The sequence below is a fragment of the Collinsella sp. AF28-5AC genome (assembly GCF_003457875.1).
Classification (GTDB): Bacteria; Actinomycetota; Coriobacteriia; order Coriobacteriales; family Coriobacteriaceae; genus Collinsella.
The window spans coordinates 129,674-145,747 of the sequence record NZ_QRTA01000002.1 but is presented as its reverse complement, the minus strand read 5'-3'; the positions used below and the strand labels follow the sequence as shown (position 1 = coordinate 145,747).

The following is a 16,074-nucleotide window of genomic DNA, read 5'->3' as shown; positions in this document are numbered from 1 at the left end:
GGTACGCGTAGCTACCCTGCCACGCGTTGATGTTGAGAGAGGACTCCTGTTGAAGACTGTTCATGTTGCCGCTGGGATCATTCGCAAGGATGGATCTGATGAGCTGCTTGCCGTGCAGCGCGGCTATGGCGACATGCAGGGACTTTGGGAGTTCCCCGGTGGCAAGCTCATGCGCGGCGAGACGCCCGAGGACGCCGTACGCCGCGAGCTTATGGAAGAGCTGCAGGTAAAAGTCACCAACCTGCGCGATTTCTACACCGTTGAGTATGACTACCCCGATTTCCATCTCTCCATGGAGTGCTACTACTGCTCGCTCGCCGATGAATCCGATGAGCCTCAGAAGCACGACCGCCAGCTCGATATCCGCTGGATTCCGCGCACCTCGCTTGCCACGGTGGAATGGATGCCCGCCGACAAGGGGCTTATTAATGCCCTGATTGAGCTGAAGGAAGACCGGCTTGAGGCAAGCGCCGCCGATGACGCCGAGGCCGCCATGGCCGACGAGTCTGCCGCCAAACCCAAGCGCGCACCTAAGCACCGTAGCAAAAAGCGCCCCAAGCCCGGCCTGCTGGACGGCATCGATACCTCGGACCTTTCTGCCGACGAGCGTGAGCTCGTGCGCCGTCGCGCCGCTATAAAAAAGTCCATGAAGGGCAACAAGCGTGCGAACACCAAACCTGAGCTGCTCGTTCGCCAGCGCCTGCGCGCCGCAGGCCTTACGGGATACCGTCTGGAATGGAAGGTGCCCGGAAAACCCGACATCGCCTTTCCCGGGCGCAAGATCGCCATCTTCGTCAACGGCTGCTTTTGGCATCGCTGCCCCAAATGCAACCCAAGTCAGCCCAAGCGCAATGTTGAGTTTTGGGAGGCAAAGTTCCGCCGCAACGTCGAGCGCGACCGAGCCGCCGTGGCAGCACTCACTCAAATGGGCTGGACACCCATAACCATCTGGGAATGTGAGCTCAAAAAGGACCGCATCGACGCCACGATGGAAAAGGTCATCGAGCAGGTGCGCACCGCAGAGCTGCAGCGCTAGGAACGAGCCGTCCACACGCCCCGCACGTCCGCGCCACATCCACGTCACAAACCTTAGAAAGCTCTTAAGCCCAAAACCTTTCAAGAGTGTTACTCGATAGCTTTTACCTGCGGTTTCATCGTAACACCAAACCAGGTTAAGCCTTTCTTTAGCGCTTCTTTGCGACGTCCGCGGCATAATACTGCCAACGCACGGGATCTAGCAGCACACCCCGTGCGCAAACTTTTGGTGGACATCGAGGAGGCCGCATAAGCATGCATTCTTCCAATGACGCAGCACAGCAGCCATCCCTAAATCATGCGAACCTTTTCTCCTTCCCCCCGACACAGAGAAACGGCTTCCTCGACTCCCCCACCACAAAAGCCAAACGCTCAACCGACCAGAGCCACAACTTGCGAGCATCGTTCGAAAAGCTCCAAGCATCCCTAGACAAGGCGTTCCCCGAACAGGCAAGAGCAATCTAAGCCCATCGCGCTTTATACTGATGCCATGCGAAACATGGATCACATAGAATTGCACCGCGGAGGACGCGAGGAAGCGTTTCCCGAGACCGGCGAAGACTGGCCCTATATTGCCGAACGCGCAGAATTCGCTCGCTATCCGGGCAATTCCGTCCCCTGGCACTGGCATTCCGAAGTTGAGCTTTTCTACATGGAGCAGGGAGCGATTGACTATCGAACGCGCGCGGCTCATGAGCACGTACGCTTTGAGGAAGGGTCCGCCGGCTTTATCAACGGCGGCGTTTTGCACAGCACGCTGCAATCACCCAATTCGGCACCAGCCATTCAAATGTTGCATATCTTTCAGCCGTCGATGCTCGGCGATCCCGCGGGACGCCTTCAAAAGCGCTATATCAATCCTTTGCTGCAATGTCGAGGCGTCGATGTGCTCAAATGGTCGCCCACCAACCCCGACGATATGCCCTTTATCGATTTGCTAAAGAGTTCCTTTAACCACGACCTTCAACGGCCGCAGAACGAGATGGCGCTTCGAAATAGTTTGTCAGAGCTCTGGATTCAGATTTACGCCAAGGCCGAACCGCTCTTTTCCTCCGACAACACCTCTTGGATGACCAACCGCGACGTACAGTTCAAGGCAATCCTGGACTATATCCGCGCAAACTATGCAGCCGCTATAGATGTGCCCCAGATGGCATCTGCATCCGGCGTAAGCGAAAGAGAGTGTTACCGCATTATCGAAGCTTGCGCAGGAACGACCCCGGCGGCATATCTGCGCGCATACCGCGTAAACCGTGCTTGCGAACTTTTGGCACACACCACGCGAACGGTCCAGACAGTCGCGCGCCAATGCGGCTTTGCGACAGCAAGCCATCTTGGCCAGGTATTTAAAGAACAAATGGGATGCACTCCTTCGAGCTATCGAGCAGCGAGGCAGAATCTCGATAGTACCAGGCAGAAATCCCGCTAGCCCTTTTTCTGTCACTGCATCAAACTTGCAGGCAAACAACAGAGAGGAGCAATCATATGAAGCACTTTGACCATATCGTGTTTGACGTTGATGGGACATTGGCAGATACAGAAGAAAGCGTGCTGTCATCGCTTGGCCAGATTGTCCAAGAAGAAACCGGCAAAACGCTCCCCCGACACGAGCTTGAATTTGCCCTCGGCATACCCGGCAAGAACGCCCTTGAGAAACTTGGGATCTACTCACAGGCAACGCTGGATCGCTGGTGCCAAGTTGCCGCCAGCTTTAAAAGCACCATCAGCGTGTTTCCCGGCTTGCACCAAGTTATCGCAACACTCTCCGACAATGGCTGCAAACTTGGCATCGTCTCCTCACGTGCGCGCGACGAATACGCAGAAGAAATTGCACCCCTTGGCTTCGATAAGTATTTTGAGCACATCATCCTTGTCGAAGACACAACCGAACATAAACCCGCACCCGCTCCCATGCTCGAATATCTCCGGCGTACGGGCGCGAATCCTGGCAACGTCGTCTACGTTGGCGACACCGTCTACGACGAACAATGCGCAACTTCGGCAGGGGTCAGTTTTGCCCGAGCAGCATGGGGATCACACCAAGATATCCCAAACGCCACCTACAACCTCAAAACCCCCAACGACCTACTAACCCTAACAACCAAATAACCCACGCGTCCCACCCTTTCAGCCCCAACGCCACAAGGGCGATTGAGCAGGACGGTTTGGGCGGGTCCCGTACTTAGTTTCCAAAATCATTCCGCAGCGCGAAGGCCCCCGTTGTCAACGCTTCGAAGAAGCGAGACAACGGGGGCCTTCATGCGCGAGGACGTTTTGGAAACTAAGTACGGGACCCGCCCAAACCGTCCGGTGGGATCAGAGTACCCTTGCTGTTACTCTGCTTTGCCCACAGAGTTGAGGTTAGTCATGCGGATCTTAACCAGCTCGGTGATCTCGCGCATGCCCTCCTTGGCCGGCTTCTTGGGATCGAAGCAGGCGGGGTTCTCGGCCATGTAGGCCATGAAGCCCTTGGTGTAGGCCTGACGCAGCTCGGTGGCGTAGTTGACCTTGCAGATGCCGTTCTTCACGGCCTCGGCGACCTGCTCATCGGGCACACCGGAGGTGCCGTGCAGAACCAGCGGCACGTCGACGGCGTCGCGGATGGCCTTGACCACAGACTGCTCGATGTGCGGATCGCTCGTATACACGCCGTGGCTGGTGCCAACGCCAATGGCCAGCGAGGTGCAGCCAGTGCGCTCGACGAACTCCTTGGCCTCGGCCGGATCGGTGTAGGGGCTCTCGCCCTCAACCGCGGGACCGTCGTCCTCCTTGCCGCCAACCTTGCCAAGCTCGGCCTCGACGGGCACACCCATGGCGCGGCCAGCGTCGGCGACGGACTTGGTCAGGGCGATGTTGTCCTCGAAGGACTCGTGCGAACCGTCGATCATGACAGAGGTGTAGCCAGTGCGGAAAGCCTGCATGCAGCGGTCATAGCCATCGCCGTGATCGAGGTGCAGAGCGACGGGCACGGAAGCGCGCTCGGCGGCAGCCTTGACCATGCCGTAGAAGTAGTCCAGACCAGCGGTCTTGATGGTGCCCGGGGTGGTCTGCATGATGACGGGGGACTTGGTCTCCTCGGCAGCGGCCAGAACGGCCATAACAAACTCGAGGTTCTCGACGTTGAACGCGCCGACGGCGTAGTGGCCGGCCTGAGCGTCCTTGAGCATCTTTTCGGTGGTAACAAGTGCCATGAGCGTTTGCTCCTCTCCCTCGCCCGCATCTGGACATCGGGCGTACGTGTCCGCAAGGCGTTTTACCTTGCGTTTTGCTGCTTCCATTGTATGAAATTCAGCGGCTTTGCATGTGCGAGATATTGAGCCCATGCAGGTCAATACAGTCGTTTTTGAAAAGTAAACGGAAGGAATTGGAGCCGAGTGGGCGTATTCGATATTGAATTTTGGGCGTTCAGCGTCTTTCTTTTATAGAAAAGATAAGTAATCGAAAGGCGTTTTCTTACTCAAAAAGAAAATGAACGAAAATAGACTCAACACAATTCCTACAAATTTAGCCGAGAATGGAGCAAACATGGCCCACGCAACAACCCGAGCTTTCGCCGATGAGCGTCGTTCCGCCATCATGGAGATGCTCGAGCATAATGCCTCGGTGCAGGTAGCGGAAATCGCCCAGACCTTTGGCGTGTCCTCCGTCACCGCCCGCGCCGACCTGGACGCGCTCGCCGAAGCAGGCAAGCTGCGCCGCACGCACGGCGGTGCCGTCTCGCTCCACAAACGCCTGACCGTCTCCACGCAGGATCGCCGCATCAATGTCAACGTCGCTGCCAAGCAGGCCATCGCGCAAAGCGCCATCGAGCTCGTCAATGACGGCGACACGCTGCTCGTCGACTCGGGCACCACGGCGCTCGAGTTTGTCCGGCTCCTCGACCAGCGCAACGGCATCACCGTTATCACGGCCGACATTACCATTGCCGATTACATCGACGAGAGCATGCCCTCGGTCGATGTCGTCATGCTGGGCGGGGCACTGCGCAAAGGCCATCGTTATTTGTACGGACCGCTCACTATGCAGGCGCTCCAAATGGTCCATGCCGATCTGGCCGTCATGTGCCCCGGCGCCTTTGTCCCCAGCTGCGGCTTTACGACCGACTTTCCCCAGATGGCCGAGACCAAAACGGCTATGATCGCCGCGGCCCATCAAAGCGTCGCCCTCATGGACGCCAGCAAGGTTAACGGACGCGGCATGTACCGCTTTGCCGAGCTTGCCGATGTCGACTCCATCGTGATGGACCGTGACCCCGACCATGCCGTCGCCACCTCGATCGCCGTGGCCACTGACAGCTCACGTCCAGCCCTCGTCATCGCCGGCGCTTAAACAAAAACCACCACAAAGGTCTCCTTTGTGGTGGTTGAGCATCAGAAGTGAATGTGTCGCTACTTGGACAGCTCGTCGGCGAGAACCTCGATCTGAGCGCGCGAGGCGTCGTTGAGCGAGCCCAGCACGGTCACCTTGTTCTGCGCCAGGGTGATGTCCTTCATGCCCTCGAGCTCCTTGGTCATAACCTTGGCAGCGGTGGGCGCCCAGGAGCCGGCCTCAACGAGCGCCACCGTACGGTTCTGATAGGCGTGCTCGGCAAGCGTGTGGATAAAGGTGCTCATGAACGGGAAGATCTCGCCCTGATAGGTGATGGAGGCGAGCACCAGACGGTCATAGCGGAACGCATCCTCAACGGCCTCGGCCATGTCGTCGCGAGCCAGGTCAAAGACGGAGACCTTCTGACCGCGAGCCTCAAGCGCTGCGGCGAGCTCCTCGACGGCAGCTTTCAGATGCCCATACACACTCGCATAGGCGATCGTGATGCCCTCGTCCTCGGGCTGGTAGCTCGACCAGGTGTTATAGGTGTCGAGGTAATAGCCCAGGTTCTCGGTCAGTACGGGGCCGTGGAGCGGACAGATAATCTGGATATCCAGGTCGGCGGCCTTCTTGAGCACGGTCTGCACAAACTTGCCGAACTTACCGACGATGCCAAAGTAGTAGCGGCGCGCTTCGCAAGCCCAGCCTTCCGGGTCCTCGATGTCGTTGGCGCCGAACTTGCCAAAGCCGTCGGCACTAAAGAGCACCTTGTCGGTGGACTCGTAGGAGAAGATCACCTCGGGCCAGTGCACGTTGGGGGCGCCGACAAACGTTAGGCTGTGGCCACCCAGGTCGAGCACGTCGCCCTCTTTGACGACCATCTTGCGCTCGGGGAAGTCGGTGCCAAAGTAGTTGACCATCATGCGGAAAGCGCCCATGCTTGCCACGATCTGGGCCTGGGGGTAGCGCTCCATAAAAGCGGCGATACCGGCGGAGTGATCGGGCTCCATGTGATGGACGACCAGGTAGTCGGGCGTACGGCCATCGAGCACGGCTTCGATGTTACCGAGCCACTCATCAACAAAGCCGCCGTCGACTGAATCGGCGACAGCGATCTTTTCGCCCAAGATAACGTAGCTGTTGTATGCCATACCGTTCTCGGACACATCGTACTGGCCCTCGAACAGGTCAATGTCGTGATCGTCGACGCCAACGTAGCGGATATCCTTGGTGATCTCCATCAGGCAAAGCCTCCTAGATAGACAAAAGAGCCCGTCTATCATAGCACTCGGCTACATCCCAACAGCTATCTACCGACATCCTTACCGATTGTTATTGAAATGCGATAAATCGCCGTTTACCTGCACAAACTATGCATGCGGTATCGCCGTACTATGTCGAATGATGAGTTGGCCGGGAATACGAATGGCAACGGTTTTGCCCGCCGTACCCGCCTCGGGAACCGCATGCTCAAACACCTCGCGTCCGCGCTGATGCAGATCGAATCGCACGGTCGTGAGCTCGTTGTGTGCCACAAAATCATCGAGCGAATCGTCGACGCCCACCACGCTCACGTCCTCGGGCACACGCAGGCCGCTATCGCGCAGCGCCGCAATTGCGCCGTTTGCCATCTGGTCGTTTGCCGCGTAAATCGCCGTCATGGTGTGATCGTGCTCGGCCAGGTGCCTGCCGGCCTCGTAGCCGCTGTTGGCAGACCAGTCGCCCTCGAGCGGCTCTGCCGGCTCGATGTGTTTACGCTCGAGTACATCCTGCCAACCGGCGCGACGAAATTGTTCGTCGACTGAGAACGACGGGCCGCCAATATAGCGAATCTGCTCGTGCCCTAGCTCAAACAGGTGATCCATAAGCAAGAGCGAGCAGCCGTAATGATCGGAGTCGACCGTGGTCACCCGCGGGTGCGCGTACATGGTGACGATAACCGTGCCAATGCCCGGCAGTGGATCAAACGTCTCAAAATCGGGCGCCATGCGGCTCATGCCGATGATGATGCCGTCCACCGGCAATGCGGCCATACGACGCGTGGCCTCGGCAAGCGAAAACTCCTCGGTCTTGGACATCTCGACCAGCGTGATGGCACAATTATGCTCGCGAGCAGCGCTGGCGATGCCGTCGATCATTGAGAGGTTGCCAAACTTGGTGACATCGTTGACGCATAGGCCAACCGAATGGTATCGACCGTCGCGCAGCGAGCGACCGGCATAACTCGGACGAAAGCCGAGCTCTCGCATAGCGGACTGCACGCGCTGGCGCGTCTGCTCGTTAACGTTGGGCAAGCCGTTGGCGACGCGCGAAACCGTCTGCTGCGAAACGCCAGCAGCGCGAGCGACGTCGGCCATGGAGACCGGACGCGTACCTGTATCGTTGGACGGGCGCCTTGCCACAGGATCACCTTCACCCTTGCGAGATCTGAATAGCGTGAATGCCGGCCCGGGCAGGAGTTTAGCCCGCGCCGAGGCCCGCTATCGTCGGACGCATGTTAACGTACTCTACTTTTTCAATCCGCATCTCTTCTGCTTTATAAGTCCATACGACAATACCGTTCACGGCTGAATTTCTACCGATTACCAGATTCTCAAAAAGTGACAAGAGTTGTGTTATGAGTACGTTAACATAGCCCGTAACGTGCGGTATCGTGAACACTTGGTTCACGCCGCTTCAAGTTGTTAACGTACTCATAACGACGCAAAACTCGCCCGTGCGCACCAAGGAAAGGACTCCTATGACCACCCCCGACGAAAAGACATTCGCCACGCTCACCAAACTGTTTGAGGAGGAGTTTGGCCCCATCGGCGACCGCCAGGTGCTCTATGTGCACGCGCCCGGCCGTTCCGAGATCAGTGGCAACCACACCGACCACGAGGGCGGCCACGTCATCGCCGGCTCGCTCGATGTCGCCGTTGACGGCATTGCCGTAGCGACCGACACCAACAAGATTCGCGTCGCCGACGAGGGCTATCCCACGTTTGAGATCACGCTCGACACGCTGGGTATTCAAGAGTCCGAGAAGGGCACGTCCGCGAGCCTCGTCCGCGGCATGGCCCACGAAATCGCTGCTCTGGGCGTTGAGCCCCAGGGCTTCGACTTCGCCTTCACCTGCTCTGTCCCCTCGGGCGGCGGCCTTTCGAGCTCTGCTGCTGTCGAGGCGGCATACGGTCGCGCCATGGAGACGCTCTGGGGCGCACCCGCCATCGAGCCCGTCGCGCTCGCCCAGATGAGCCAGCGCACCGAGAACAACTACTATGGCAAGCCCTGCGGTCTGATGGACCAGGCCGCTGTGTGCCTGGGCGGCCTTGCCTACATGGACTTTGAGGACCAGGCTCAGCCTAAAACCCAGAAGCTCGAACTCAACTTTGAGGATCACGGCTATGCGCTCGTGCTCGTTAAGGTTGGTGCCGACCACGTGGCCGCCACCGACGATTACGCTGCCGTTCCGCGCGAGATGCAAGACGTCGCCGCCGAGTTTGGCAAGGCACGCCTGTGCGAGGTCGATGTTGCCGACTTTGACGCCAAGCTCCCCGAGCTGCGCGCCAAGCTGGGCGACCGCGCCTGCCTGCGCGCCGTTCACTACTGGTACGAGAACGGCCTGGTCGATAAGCGCTGGGCAGCCCTGAACGCCGGCGACATCGATCAGTTCCTGGTCCTGACGCGCGAGTCCGGCGCCAGCTCTGCCATGTACCTGCAGAATGTCGTTGCCAAGCTGGGCTCCGAGCAGCCTTCGATGTATGCCCTGGCGCTGGCCGAGCACGTGCTCGACGGCCGCGGCGCCGTTCGTATCCACGGTGGCGGCTTTGGTGGCACCATCCAGGCCTTCGTGCCGCTCGACCTGGTCGACACCTTCATCGCCAAGATGAACGGCTGGCTGGGCGAGGGCTCTGCCCGCCACTACGCAATTTCTGACAAGGGGGCTTACGCGGCATGGCTGTAATGACTGACGTGCGCGAAGCCGCGCAGAACCTGATCGAGTACGCCATCCACCGATCGATGATCGGCCAGGACGATCGCATCTGGGCGTATAACACCATTCTCGAGTGCATCGGTGCTACGGGCCCGGCGCTCGACATGGCCTGGGCGCTCCAGGTCGAGAAACTCTCGCTCTTGCACCCCGATACCCTGCCCAACTTTGACCTGGAGGGCACGCTCGCCGCGCTTGCCGAGGCCGCCATTGCCAACGGCGCCGCCGAGGACACGGCATCGGGCCGCGACCGCATCGCCATGCGCATCATGGGCGCGCTCATGCCGAGGCCTTCGGTTGTAAACGAGGAATTCAACGGCCGCATGGGCGTCAACGAGCCCCGCGCCGCGACCGACTGGTTCTACGGCCTGTGCTGTGACGCCGGTTACGTGCGCCGCGCCGCCATCGCGCGCAACATCAAATGGAGCACTTCCACCAACTGGGGTGACCTGGAGATCACCATCAACCTGTCAAAGCCCGAAAAGGACCCGCGCGATATTGCCGCGGCCGGTGCCACCAAAAACACGGGCGAGAAGTATCCCGCCTGCCAGCTCTGCATCGAAAACGAGGGCTACCCTGGACGCTCCGCTGCAGCCGACGGCGGCGCCCATCCCGCCCGCCAGAATCTGCGCGTTATCCCCATTAAGCTCGACGGCGAGCGCTGGGGCTTCCAATACAGCCCGTACGCGTACTTTAACGAGCACTGCATTGCCATGAGCTCCGAGCATCGTCCGATGCACGTCGACCGCAAGGGGCTGACCTGCCTGCTCGACTTTGTCGACCTGTTCCCGCACTACTTTATTGGCTCCAACGCCGACCTGCCCATCGTGGGCGGCTCGATTCTGTCGCACGACCACTTCCAGGGCGGCGCGCACGAGTTCCCCATGATGCACGCCGCCGAGGTCACGCAGTTTAGCGTGCCCGGCTTTGACCAGGTCAGCGGTACCGTGTTGCAGTGGCCGCTTTCGGTGCTGCGGCTGCGCTCGCACGACCGCGCCCAGCTGCTCGACGCCGCCGAGAAGATTATCCTCGCCTGGCGCGAGTGGACCGATGAGTCGGTGGGCGTCATCGCGCACACAGCCGACGGCGTGGCGCACAACACCGTGACGCCCGTCATCCGCCGCGTCGACTCCCGCGGCAATGCCGGCGGCGAAATCTACGAGGCCTACCTGGCGCTTCGCTGCAACATCACGACCGACGAGCATCCGCTGGGCGTATTCCACCCGCATGCTGAGTACCACCACATCAAGAAGGAGAACATCGGCCTGATCGAGGTCATGGGCCTGGCCATTCTTCCGCCGCGCCTGGTTCCCGAGCTCGGCGCTGTCCGCGAGCACCTGCTGGCGGCCAAGGTCGATGCCAGCTACGACCTTGCTAGCGCGCTCGAGGGCGATGATCTATGCCGCAGCCACGCCGCATGGGCCGAAGACGTTTTTGCCCGCCGCGCCGACGAGCTTACGGCAGACAACGCCATCGATATCCTGCACGAGGAGGTCGGCGTGGTGTTTGGCCACGTGCTCGACAACGCCGGCGTCTTTAAGTGGGACGAAGCCGGCCGCGCCGCCCAGCAGCGCTTTATCGACTCGCTGTAGAGCACAGACCCGGACGCTCAACGGCAGCCCCCACGACATAGCCACCTACACGACAACGGCGCCCGCCGGCAACATCGCCGGCGGGCGCCGTTTTCTCTGATGCAAGGGTAGCTAATTTGCACCAAAACAAGGAGTGTCCCAAACTGCCGGCAGAAAAAGAACGTCCCCAGGTGCCGACCTAAACCCCCACATTATTCGATGGAAAAACGTGGTTCATTCCCACATTTTTCGATGGAAAGACCAACACGGTCTTATACTAACCATGATCGTTAGGAGGCAGTATGCAGCGACAGCTAATGGACGAACTCATCGCTTGGAAATCTAGGGCAAACCGCAAGCCCCTCCTGCTTAAGGGGGCCCGCCAGACAGGAAAAACCTGGCTTCTCAACGAATTCGCAGGCCAGCAGTATCAAAACGTCATCCGTTTTGACTTTATGCTCGAACCGGGCGCACGCTCGCTGTTCGACGGAAGCCTTGACCCCAAACGCATCATCTCCCAGATAGAGCTCCTGCGCGGCCAGACCATAACGCCGACAGACACACTCATCATCTTCGACGAAATCCAAGAGGCACCGCGTGGCATCACCTCGCTCAAATACTTCAACGAGCTGGCGCCGGAATACCATATCGTGGCAGCCGGCTCCTATATGGGGCTCGCGCTCCGACGCGAAAACGAGTCGTTCCCCGTCGGCAAGATTGACCAGCTTACCATGCGCCCCATGGGGTTTGTCGAGTTCGTTCGCGCCGTCGATGGCGATCCGCTCGCAGATGCCATCCTTGCCGCAGACATGGACCTGCTGGCAAACGTTTCCGAAAAGCTCGAGCGCCTGCTCAAGGAATACCTCGTTGTCGGTGGCATGCCAGAAGTTGTCTCCGCTTTCGCCGCCTCCCACGATTTCATCGAGGCCCGCAGGCTTCAGCAGCAAATCATCGAAGCCTACGAATCCGATTTTGGCAAGCATGCGCCAGCCCGCATCGTCGAGCGCATGAGGCTGGTTTGGAAATCCCTTCCCGGCCAGCTCGCAAAGGAAAACAAGAAGTTCGTCTACGGTGCGCTCCGTCCCGGGGCGCGCGCACGCGATTTTGAGGAAAGCCTCCAGTGGCTCATGGACTATGGAATCGTTCATAAGGTACCACGTGTTTCCGCCCTAAGAGCACCGCTCACAAGCTACGAGGATCTCTCGGGCTTCAAGCTGTTCTGCATCGACACCGGCATCCTCGGAGCACTCTCCGGCCTCTCGCCAGCCATTGTTCTGAACGGGCCCGCTGTTTTTACGGAGTTCAAAGGCTCGCTGACCGAGCAATACGTCGCACAGGAGCTTTTGCTCCAAGGCAAAACTCCCGCGTATTGGTCATCCTCCTCCGGCAATGCAGAGACTGACTTTGCCATCGACCATGCGGGGACCGTGCTTCCGCTCGAGGTCAAGGCGGCAGAGAACCTCAAAGCAAAGAGCCTGAGGATTGCCTGCGAGAAGTTCAAGCTCGAGCGCTGCGTGAGAACATCGTTAGCGGCATATAGAGACGAGGGCACGCTCGTCAACATTCCGCTCTGGGAGATTGGGCAAATCGACAAGCTGGCATAGGCGCTGTGGAGGGGGTGTCCCGTAAGGAGTGTCCCAAACTGCCAGCAGAAAAGGAACGTCCCTATCTGCCGCAGTCATTTAAGAACGTCCCCAATGACCACGCCGATGTTTTGGCAACGACAGCGAAAACCCGCCAGAGCGAGCAAGGTGCCTTGAAACAAGGCGGCATTGACCTTCTGGTCATGCCGCCGCAGTTGAAAGGCAGATTGCCGCTCTGGCGGGTTTGCAGCGTCGGCCGGTTACGCGGTTTGGTAAAACCGCGTAACTCTACAGCTCCGTTACTTCAACGTTGTTGAAGATCTCATCCCAGCGGTCCATGACCAGGTGACCGGTCTTGGGATCCATGGCGTTGAGCTTGCCGCAGGTATTGGCGGTCTTGAGCACCGTGACGTCGTCGGCGCCGGCAGCAATGGCATGCGCAAAGCCGGCGATGGTCGAGTCGCCGGAACCCGTCGCGTTCACAGCCGCAATCGCGGGCGTCTTGGCGCGGAACGCGCGGCCCTCATGGAAGCCCACCGAACCGGCAGCGCCCATCGAAACGACGACCCAGGGGATACCGGCAAAGCGGTCATCGGCGGCAAGCGCCTCGCGCAGGGCATCGACATCATCGGTCGTAAAGGACGTACCCAGCAGACCGTTAATCTCGGTCAGGTTGGGCTTTACGAGCTCAGGCTTAGCGTCGGACTCCAGCGCGGCCTCCAGCGATGCACCCGAAGTGTCGAGCAGCACCTTGGCGCCCGCCTCTTCGGCGATCTTAACGAGCTCGGCATAATAGCCGGCATCGACGCCGCGCGGCAGCGAGCCCGAAAGCGTCACAACGTCCGCCTTCGCTGCAAGCTCGGCGAACTTGGCCGTAAAGGCCTCGAGCTCGGCCGGGGCGATCTGCGGGCCGCTCTCCAGCAGCTCGGTCTGATTACCCTCGTGCAGAATATTCAGGCAAATGCGCGTCTCACCGGCGATGGGCACAAAGTCGTTCTTGACGCCGTCGGCATCCATAAGCTCGGCCATATAGGCACCCATGTGGCCGCCGAGCAGACCGGTCGCGAGCACGTCGTCGCCCAACTGCAGCAGCACGCGGCTCACGTTGAGGCCCTTGCCGCCAGCGGTCTTTTCGGGCGTAACACGGTTAACATCGTCGATGATCAGCTTGTCGAGCTGATAGCGCGTATCAATCGACGGGTTCATGGTAACGGTCAGAATCATGTTGAACTCCTGTTCCGGGGCGGCATAACCCGCCCCAAACATACGATAACTCGTTAAAGGATCTCAATCTCAAAGCCGCGAGTGACGGTCTCTCCCGGCTTGGCCACCAGGCAGCCACGCTTGTGCTCCAGAATATCGTCCTCGTCGGAGCAGGTGGACAGGCCGCCCCACGGTTCAACAGCCACAAAGTCGCCCTCGGGCTTGCTCCACACAATCAGGTATGGCATATCGGGGAACGTCAGGCGCACGCCCTTGTCCTCAGTTTTCTTGGTCAGCGTAACCACGCGGCTCTCAAGCACGTCAAAGATGGTCTCCGCGAAGTCGAAGAGTTCGTGGGTAAGCGGCAAGTCGTGGCCGACCATCGGGTTCTTGCTGCGATGCTCAACATCAATCAGGCCCGTCGAGGGAACGGCAGTACACAGCTCGTCGGCCTCGCGCTGCTCAAAACGGAGCTCATAGTCGTCATAGGACTCACCCTCGTCGAGCGGGCACTTAAAGCCGGGGTGACCGCCCACAAAGAATGGCATGTCCTCGGTGCCCCCATTGGTCACCTCGTAGGACACGTTCACCTTTTCCGAATCGATCGTGTAACGAGCAACGATCTTAAACGGATACGGGTACTGCTCGAGCAACTCGGCATGGTCGGCAGAGCTTAGGCTCAGCGCAACCATGTTGTCGCTCTGTTCCTCGAGCTTCCACTCCTGCTTGCGCGCAAAACCGTGGCGGGCGAGCTTTACCTCGCGGCCGCCCATGGTCATTGCGTGACCGTCACGAAGGCCGCCGCAGATCGGGAAGCAAATGGGTGCCTGGCCCGACCAGACCGCCGGGTCGCCCTGCCACAGGTACTCGCGACCGTTGGCTTTAATCGAAGTGAACGATCCGCCAGCCGTGCTCAGTGCCACACGAATAGAACCGTTATCAAGAACAAACTCCATAGGAGCCTTCCCTTTCTTACGACAGCCCGCCAAGTCAATAGGGCTGATAGAAAACCGGCCCTCGCCCCCTCACAGAAACGCGAGCCGTCAATTGAAAAGCTGCAAATCGCCAAGTACAGCCAAGAGCGAAGCACTCAAGCCAAGCAAGCAAACGTGTTATCGGAGCAGCTCGCCGTACCAGAACACTTCGCAACAACAGGGGCGATCTCGCAGGTCACTCAAACGTCAGCGAGCGGCGCTCAGGTGCCCCAGGTCGCCGCGAAAGAGGAGCGACGCGTACTTCATGTACGCGAGCGCCGGTTTGAGCGGCGAGATGGGGTGCCTGAGCGCCGCGCAGCGTCGACCGGTCCGGCGTTCGGCAGAACGCCGGAACCTAATTAGTCGTGATATTCGCCGCGGTCCCACTTCTCGAGGAACTCGTCAAAGAAGTGCGGGTCGGCCTGAGCCTCGGCGTCGGCCTTGTTGCAGGCATCGATCTTGGCGATCAGGGCATCGTGCTCGGGAGTCTTCTCGTAGGGCTCCTCCAGGAAGGCAAGCATGATATCGGCCATCAGGAACTCGCCGGTGATCTTGCCGCCAAAGCCCACGATGTTGGCGTTGAGCTCGCGACGGGCATACAGGGCAGAGGTCATGTCGCGGACCAGGGCGCAGCGGGCGCCGGGAACCTTGTTGACGGCGTTGGTGATGCCGATGCCGGTGCCGCACAGGGCCACGCCAAAGTCGGCCTTGCCGCTGGCAACAGCCTCGCCCACAGCCTTACCGTAGATGGGATAGTGCGTACGGGTGTGGCTGTAGGTGCCGCAGTCGAGCACCTTGTAGCCAGCCTGCTCCAGGCGGTCGGCCAGATAGATCTTCTCGTCCGTAACGATATGGTCGCAACCGATTGCGATGGTCTTCTTCATCAGAACGTCCTTTCGTCTGAATTCACAAGTTGAGGTAGAAGTTCGAGTTCTCGGTGGCTCTCGTTAGGCCATCTTGTTGAGCATGTCGACACGGATCTGGTGACGGCCGCCGGCGTACTGCGCGCGCAGGAACTCGCGGGCGATCTTCTTGGCGACCTCGGTGCCCACAACGCCCGGGCCCATGGTGACCATGCGCGAGCCGTTGTGCTCGCGGGTCATGTAGGCGGAACGCTCGTCGGAAATGTTGGCGACGACCATGCCCTTAATCTTGACGGCGGCCATATAGGAGCCGACGCCGTACTTATCGAATGCGAAGCCCTGGGAATCCTTGTGCTCCAGCAGGTCCTTGGCAACGGCGGTCGCGGAATCGACAAAGTCCGCGGCAGGGGTCTCGGAATAGTCGACGACCTCGTGACCGTCGGCGATGAGCATCTCCTTGATGGACTCCTTCATCGACATACCGTCGGCATCGGAAGCGATTACAACCCTCATGACATCCTCCTTGAGAGATACGCAGGTGCGTAGTTTCTGTTTGGAAGTGTT

The 16,074-nt window shown here is 59.5% G+C and carries 14 protein-coding genes; 7 read left to right on the top strand and 7 right to left on the bottom strand.

Annotation, left to right across the window (positions count from 1 at the left end):
• Nucleotides 1–49: 49 nt before the first annotated feature.
• The 3 genes from vsr (at nt 50) to DWZ01_RS02580 (ending at nt 3,144) form a co-directional block, all read left to right on the top strand.
• The gene (gene vsr / locus DWZ01_RS10890) at nt 50–1,036 is read left to right on the top strand and encodes a DNA mismatch endonuclease Vsr (protein WP_233504612.1); all 987 of its coding nucleotides are present in this window, start codon (nt 50–52) and stop codon (nt 1,034–1,036) included.
• 498 nt (nt 1,037–1,534) lie between these two features.
• Nucleotides 1,535–2,464, top strand: a complete 930-nt coding sequence (locus DWZ01_RS02585; protein ID WP_158556899.1) for an AraC family transcriptional regulator — start codon at nt 1,535–1,537, stop codon at nt 2,462–2,464.
• A gap of 56 nt (nt 2,465–2,520) precedes the next feature.
• Nucleotides 2,521–3,144 (top strand): HAD family hydrolase, encoded by a 624-nt coding sequence (locus DWZ01_RS02580; protein ID WP_117769883.1) that lies wholly within the window; start codon nt 2,521–2,523, stop codon nt 3,142–3,144.
• Between the two features lie 224 nt (nt 3,145–3,368).
• On the opposite strand, the gene DWZ01_RS02575 is transcribed toward DWZ01_RS02580, so the two are convergent.
• Nucleotides 3,369–4,226: a class II fructose-bisphosphate aldolase gene (locus DWZ01_RS02575; protein ID WP_022095149.1), complete on the bottom strand. Its 858-nt coding sequence runs from the start codon at nt 4,224–4,226 to the stop codon at nt 3,369–3,371.
• Between the two features lie 334 nt (nt 4,227–4,560).
• On the opposite strand from DWZ01_RS02575, the gene DWZ01_RS02570 reads away from it, so the two are divergent.
• On the top strand, nt 4,561–5,364 hold the full coding sequence (locus tag DWZ01_RS02570; RefSeq protein ID WP_117847962.1) for a DeoR/GlpR family DNA-binding transcription regulator: 804 nt from the start codon (nt 4,561–4,563) through the stop codon (nt 5,362–5,364).
• A 59-nt stretch (nt 5,365–5,423) separates the two neighbouring features.
• Here DWZ01_RS02570 and DWZ01_RS02565 read toward each other — a convergent pair whose 3' ends face one another.
• Nucleotides 5,424–6,584, bottom strand: coding sequence for an FprA family A-type flavoprotein (locus DWZ01_RS02565; protein ID WP_233506159.1), 1,161 nt, complete (start codon nt 6,582–6,584; stop codon nt 5,424–5,426).
• A gap of 129 nt (nt 6,585–6,713) precedes the next feature.
• Nucleotides 6,714–7,700 (bottom strand): LacI family DNA-binding transcriptional regulator, encoded by a 987-nt coding sequence (locus DWZ01_RS02560; RefSeq protein WP_117847958.1) that lies wholly within the window; start codon nt 7,698–7,700, stop codon nt 6,714–6,716.
• 383 nt (nt 7,701–8,083) lie between these two features.
• On the opposite strand from DWZ01_RS02560, the gene DWZ01_RS02555 reads away from it, so the two are divergent.
• The 3 genes from DWZ01_RS02555 (at nt 8,084) to DWZ01_RS02545 (ending at nt 12,491) form a co-directional block, all read left to right on the top strand.
• Nucleotides 8,084–9,289 carry a galactokinase family protein gene (locus tag DWZ01_RS02555; protein WP_117847957.1) on the top strand — a complete coding sequence of 402 codons (1,206 nt, stop codon included), beginning with the start codon at nt 8,084–8,086 and terminating at the stop codon, nt 9,287–9,289.
• Complete coding sequence (locus DWZ01_RS02550; RefSeq protein ID WP_199412368.1) at nt 9,280–10,908, top strand: UDP-glucose--hexose-1-phosphate uridylyltransferase; 1,629 nt, start codon at nt 9,280–9,282, stop codon at nt 10,906–10,908. The genes DWZ01_RS02555 and DWZ01_RS02550 overlap by 10 nt, the downstream gene beginning before the upstream one ends.
• Nucleotides 10,909–11,189: 281 nt before the next feature.
• Entirely contained in the window at nt 11,190–12,491 is a 1,302-nt protein-coding gene (locus tag DWZ01_RS02545) for an ATP-binding protein (protein WP_117847955.1), read from the top strand.
• 267 nt (nt 12,492–12,758) lie between these two features.
• On the opposite strand, the gene DWZ01_RS02540 is transcribed toward DWZ01_RS02545, so the two are convergent.
• The 4 genes from DWZ01_RS02540 to lacA form a co-directional block, all read right to left on the bottom strand.
• Nucleotides 12,759–13,694 (bottom strand): hexose kinase, encoded by a 936-nt coding sequence (locus tag DWZ01_RS02540; protein WP_055252629.1) that lies wholly within the window; start codon nt 13,692–13,694, stop codon nt 12,759–12,761.
• Between the two features lie 53 nt (nt 13,695–13,747).
• Nucleotides 13,748–14,629, bottom strand: coding sequence for an aldose 1-epimerase family protein (locus DWZ01_RS02535; protein ID WP_117847954.1), 882 nt, complete (start codon nt 14,627–14,629; stop codon nt 13,748–13,750).
• Between the two features lie 377 nt (nt 14,630–15,006).
• Complete coding sequence (lacB, locus tag DWZ01_RS02530; RefSeq protein WP_006234831.1) at nt 15,007–15,531, bottom strand: galactose-6-phosphate isomerase subunit LacB; 525 nt, start codon at nt 15,529–15,531, stop codon at nt 15,007–15,009.
• 63 nt (nt 15,532–15,594) lie between these two features.
• Nucleotides 15,595–16,023, bottom strand: a complete 429-nt coding sequence (lacA, locus tag DWZ01_RS02525; RefSeq protein ID WP_006234830.1) for a galactose-6-phosphate isomerase subunit LacA — start codon at nt 16,021–16,023, stop codon at nt 15,595–15,597.
• Nucleotides 16,024–16,074: the final 51 nt, after the last annotated feature.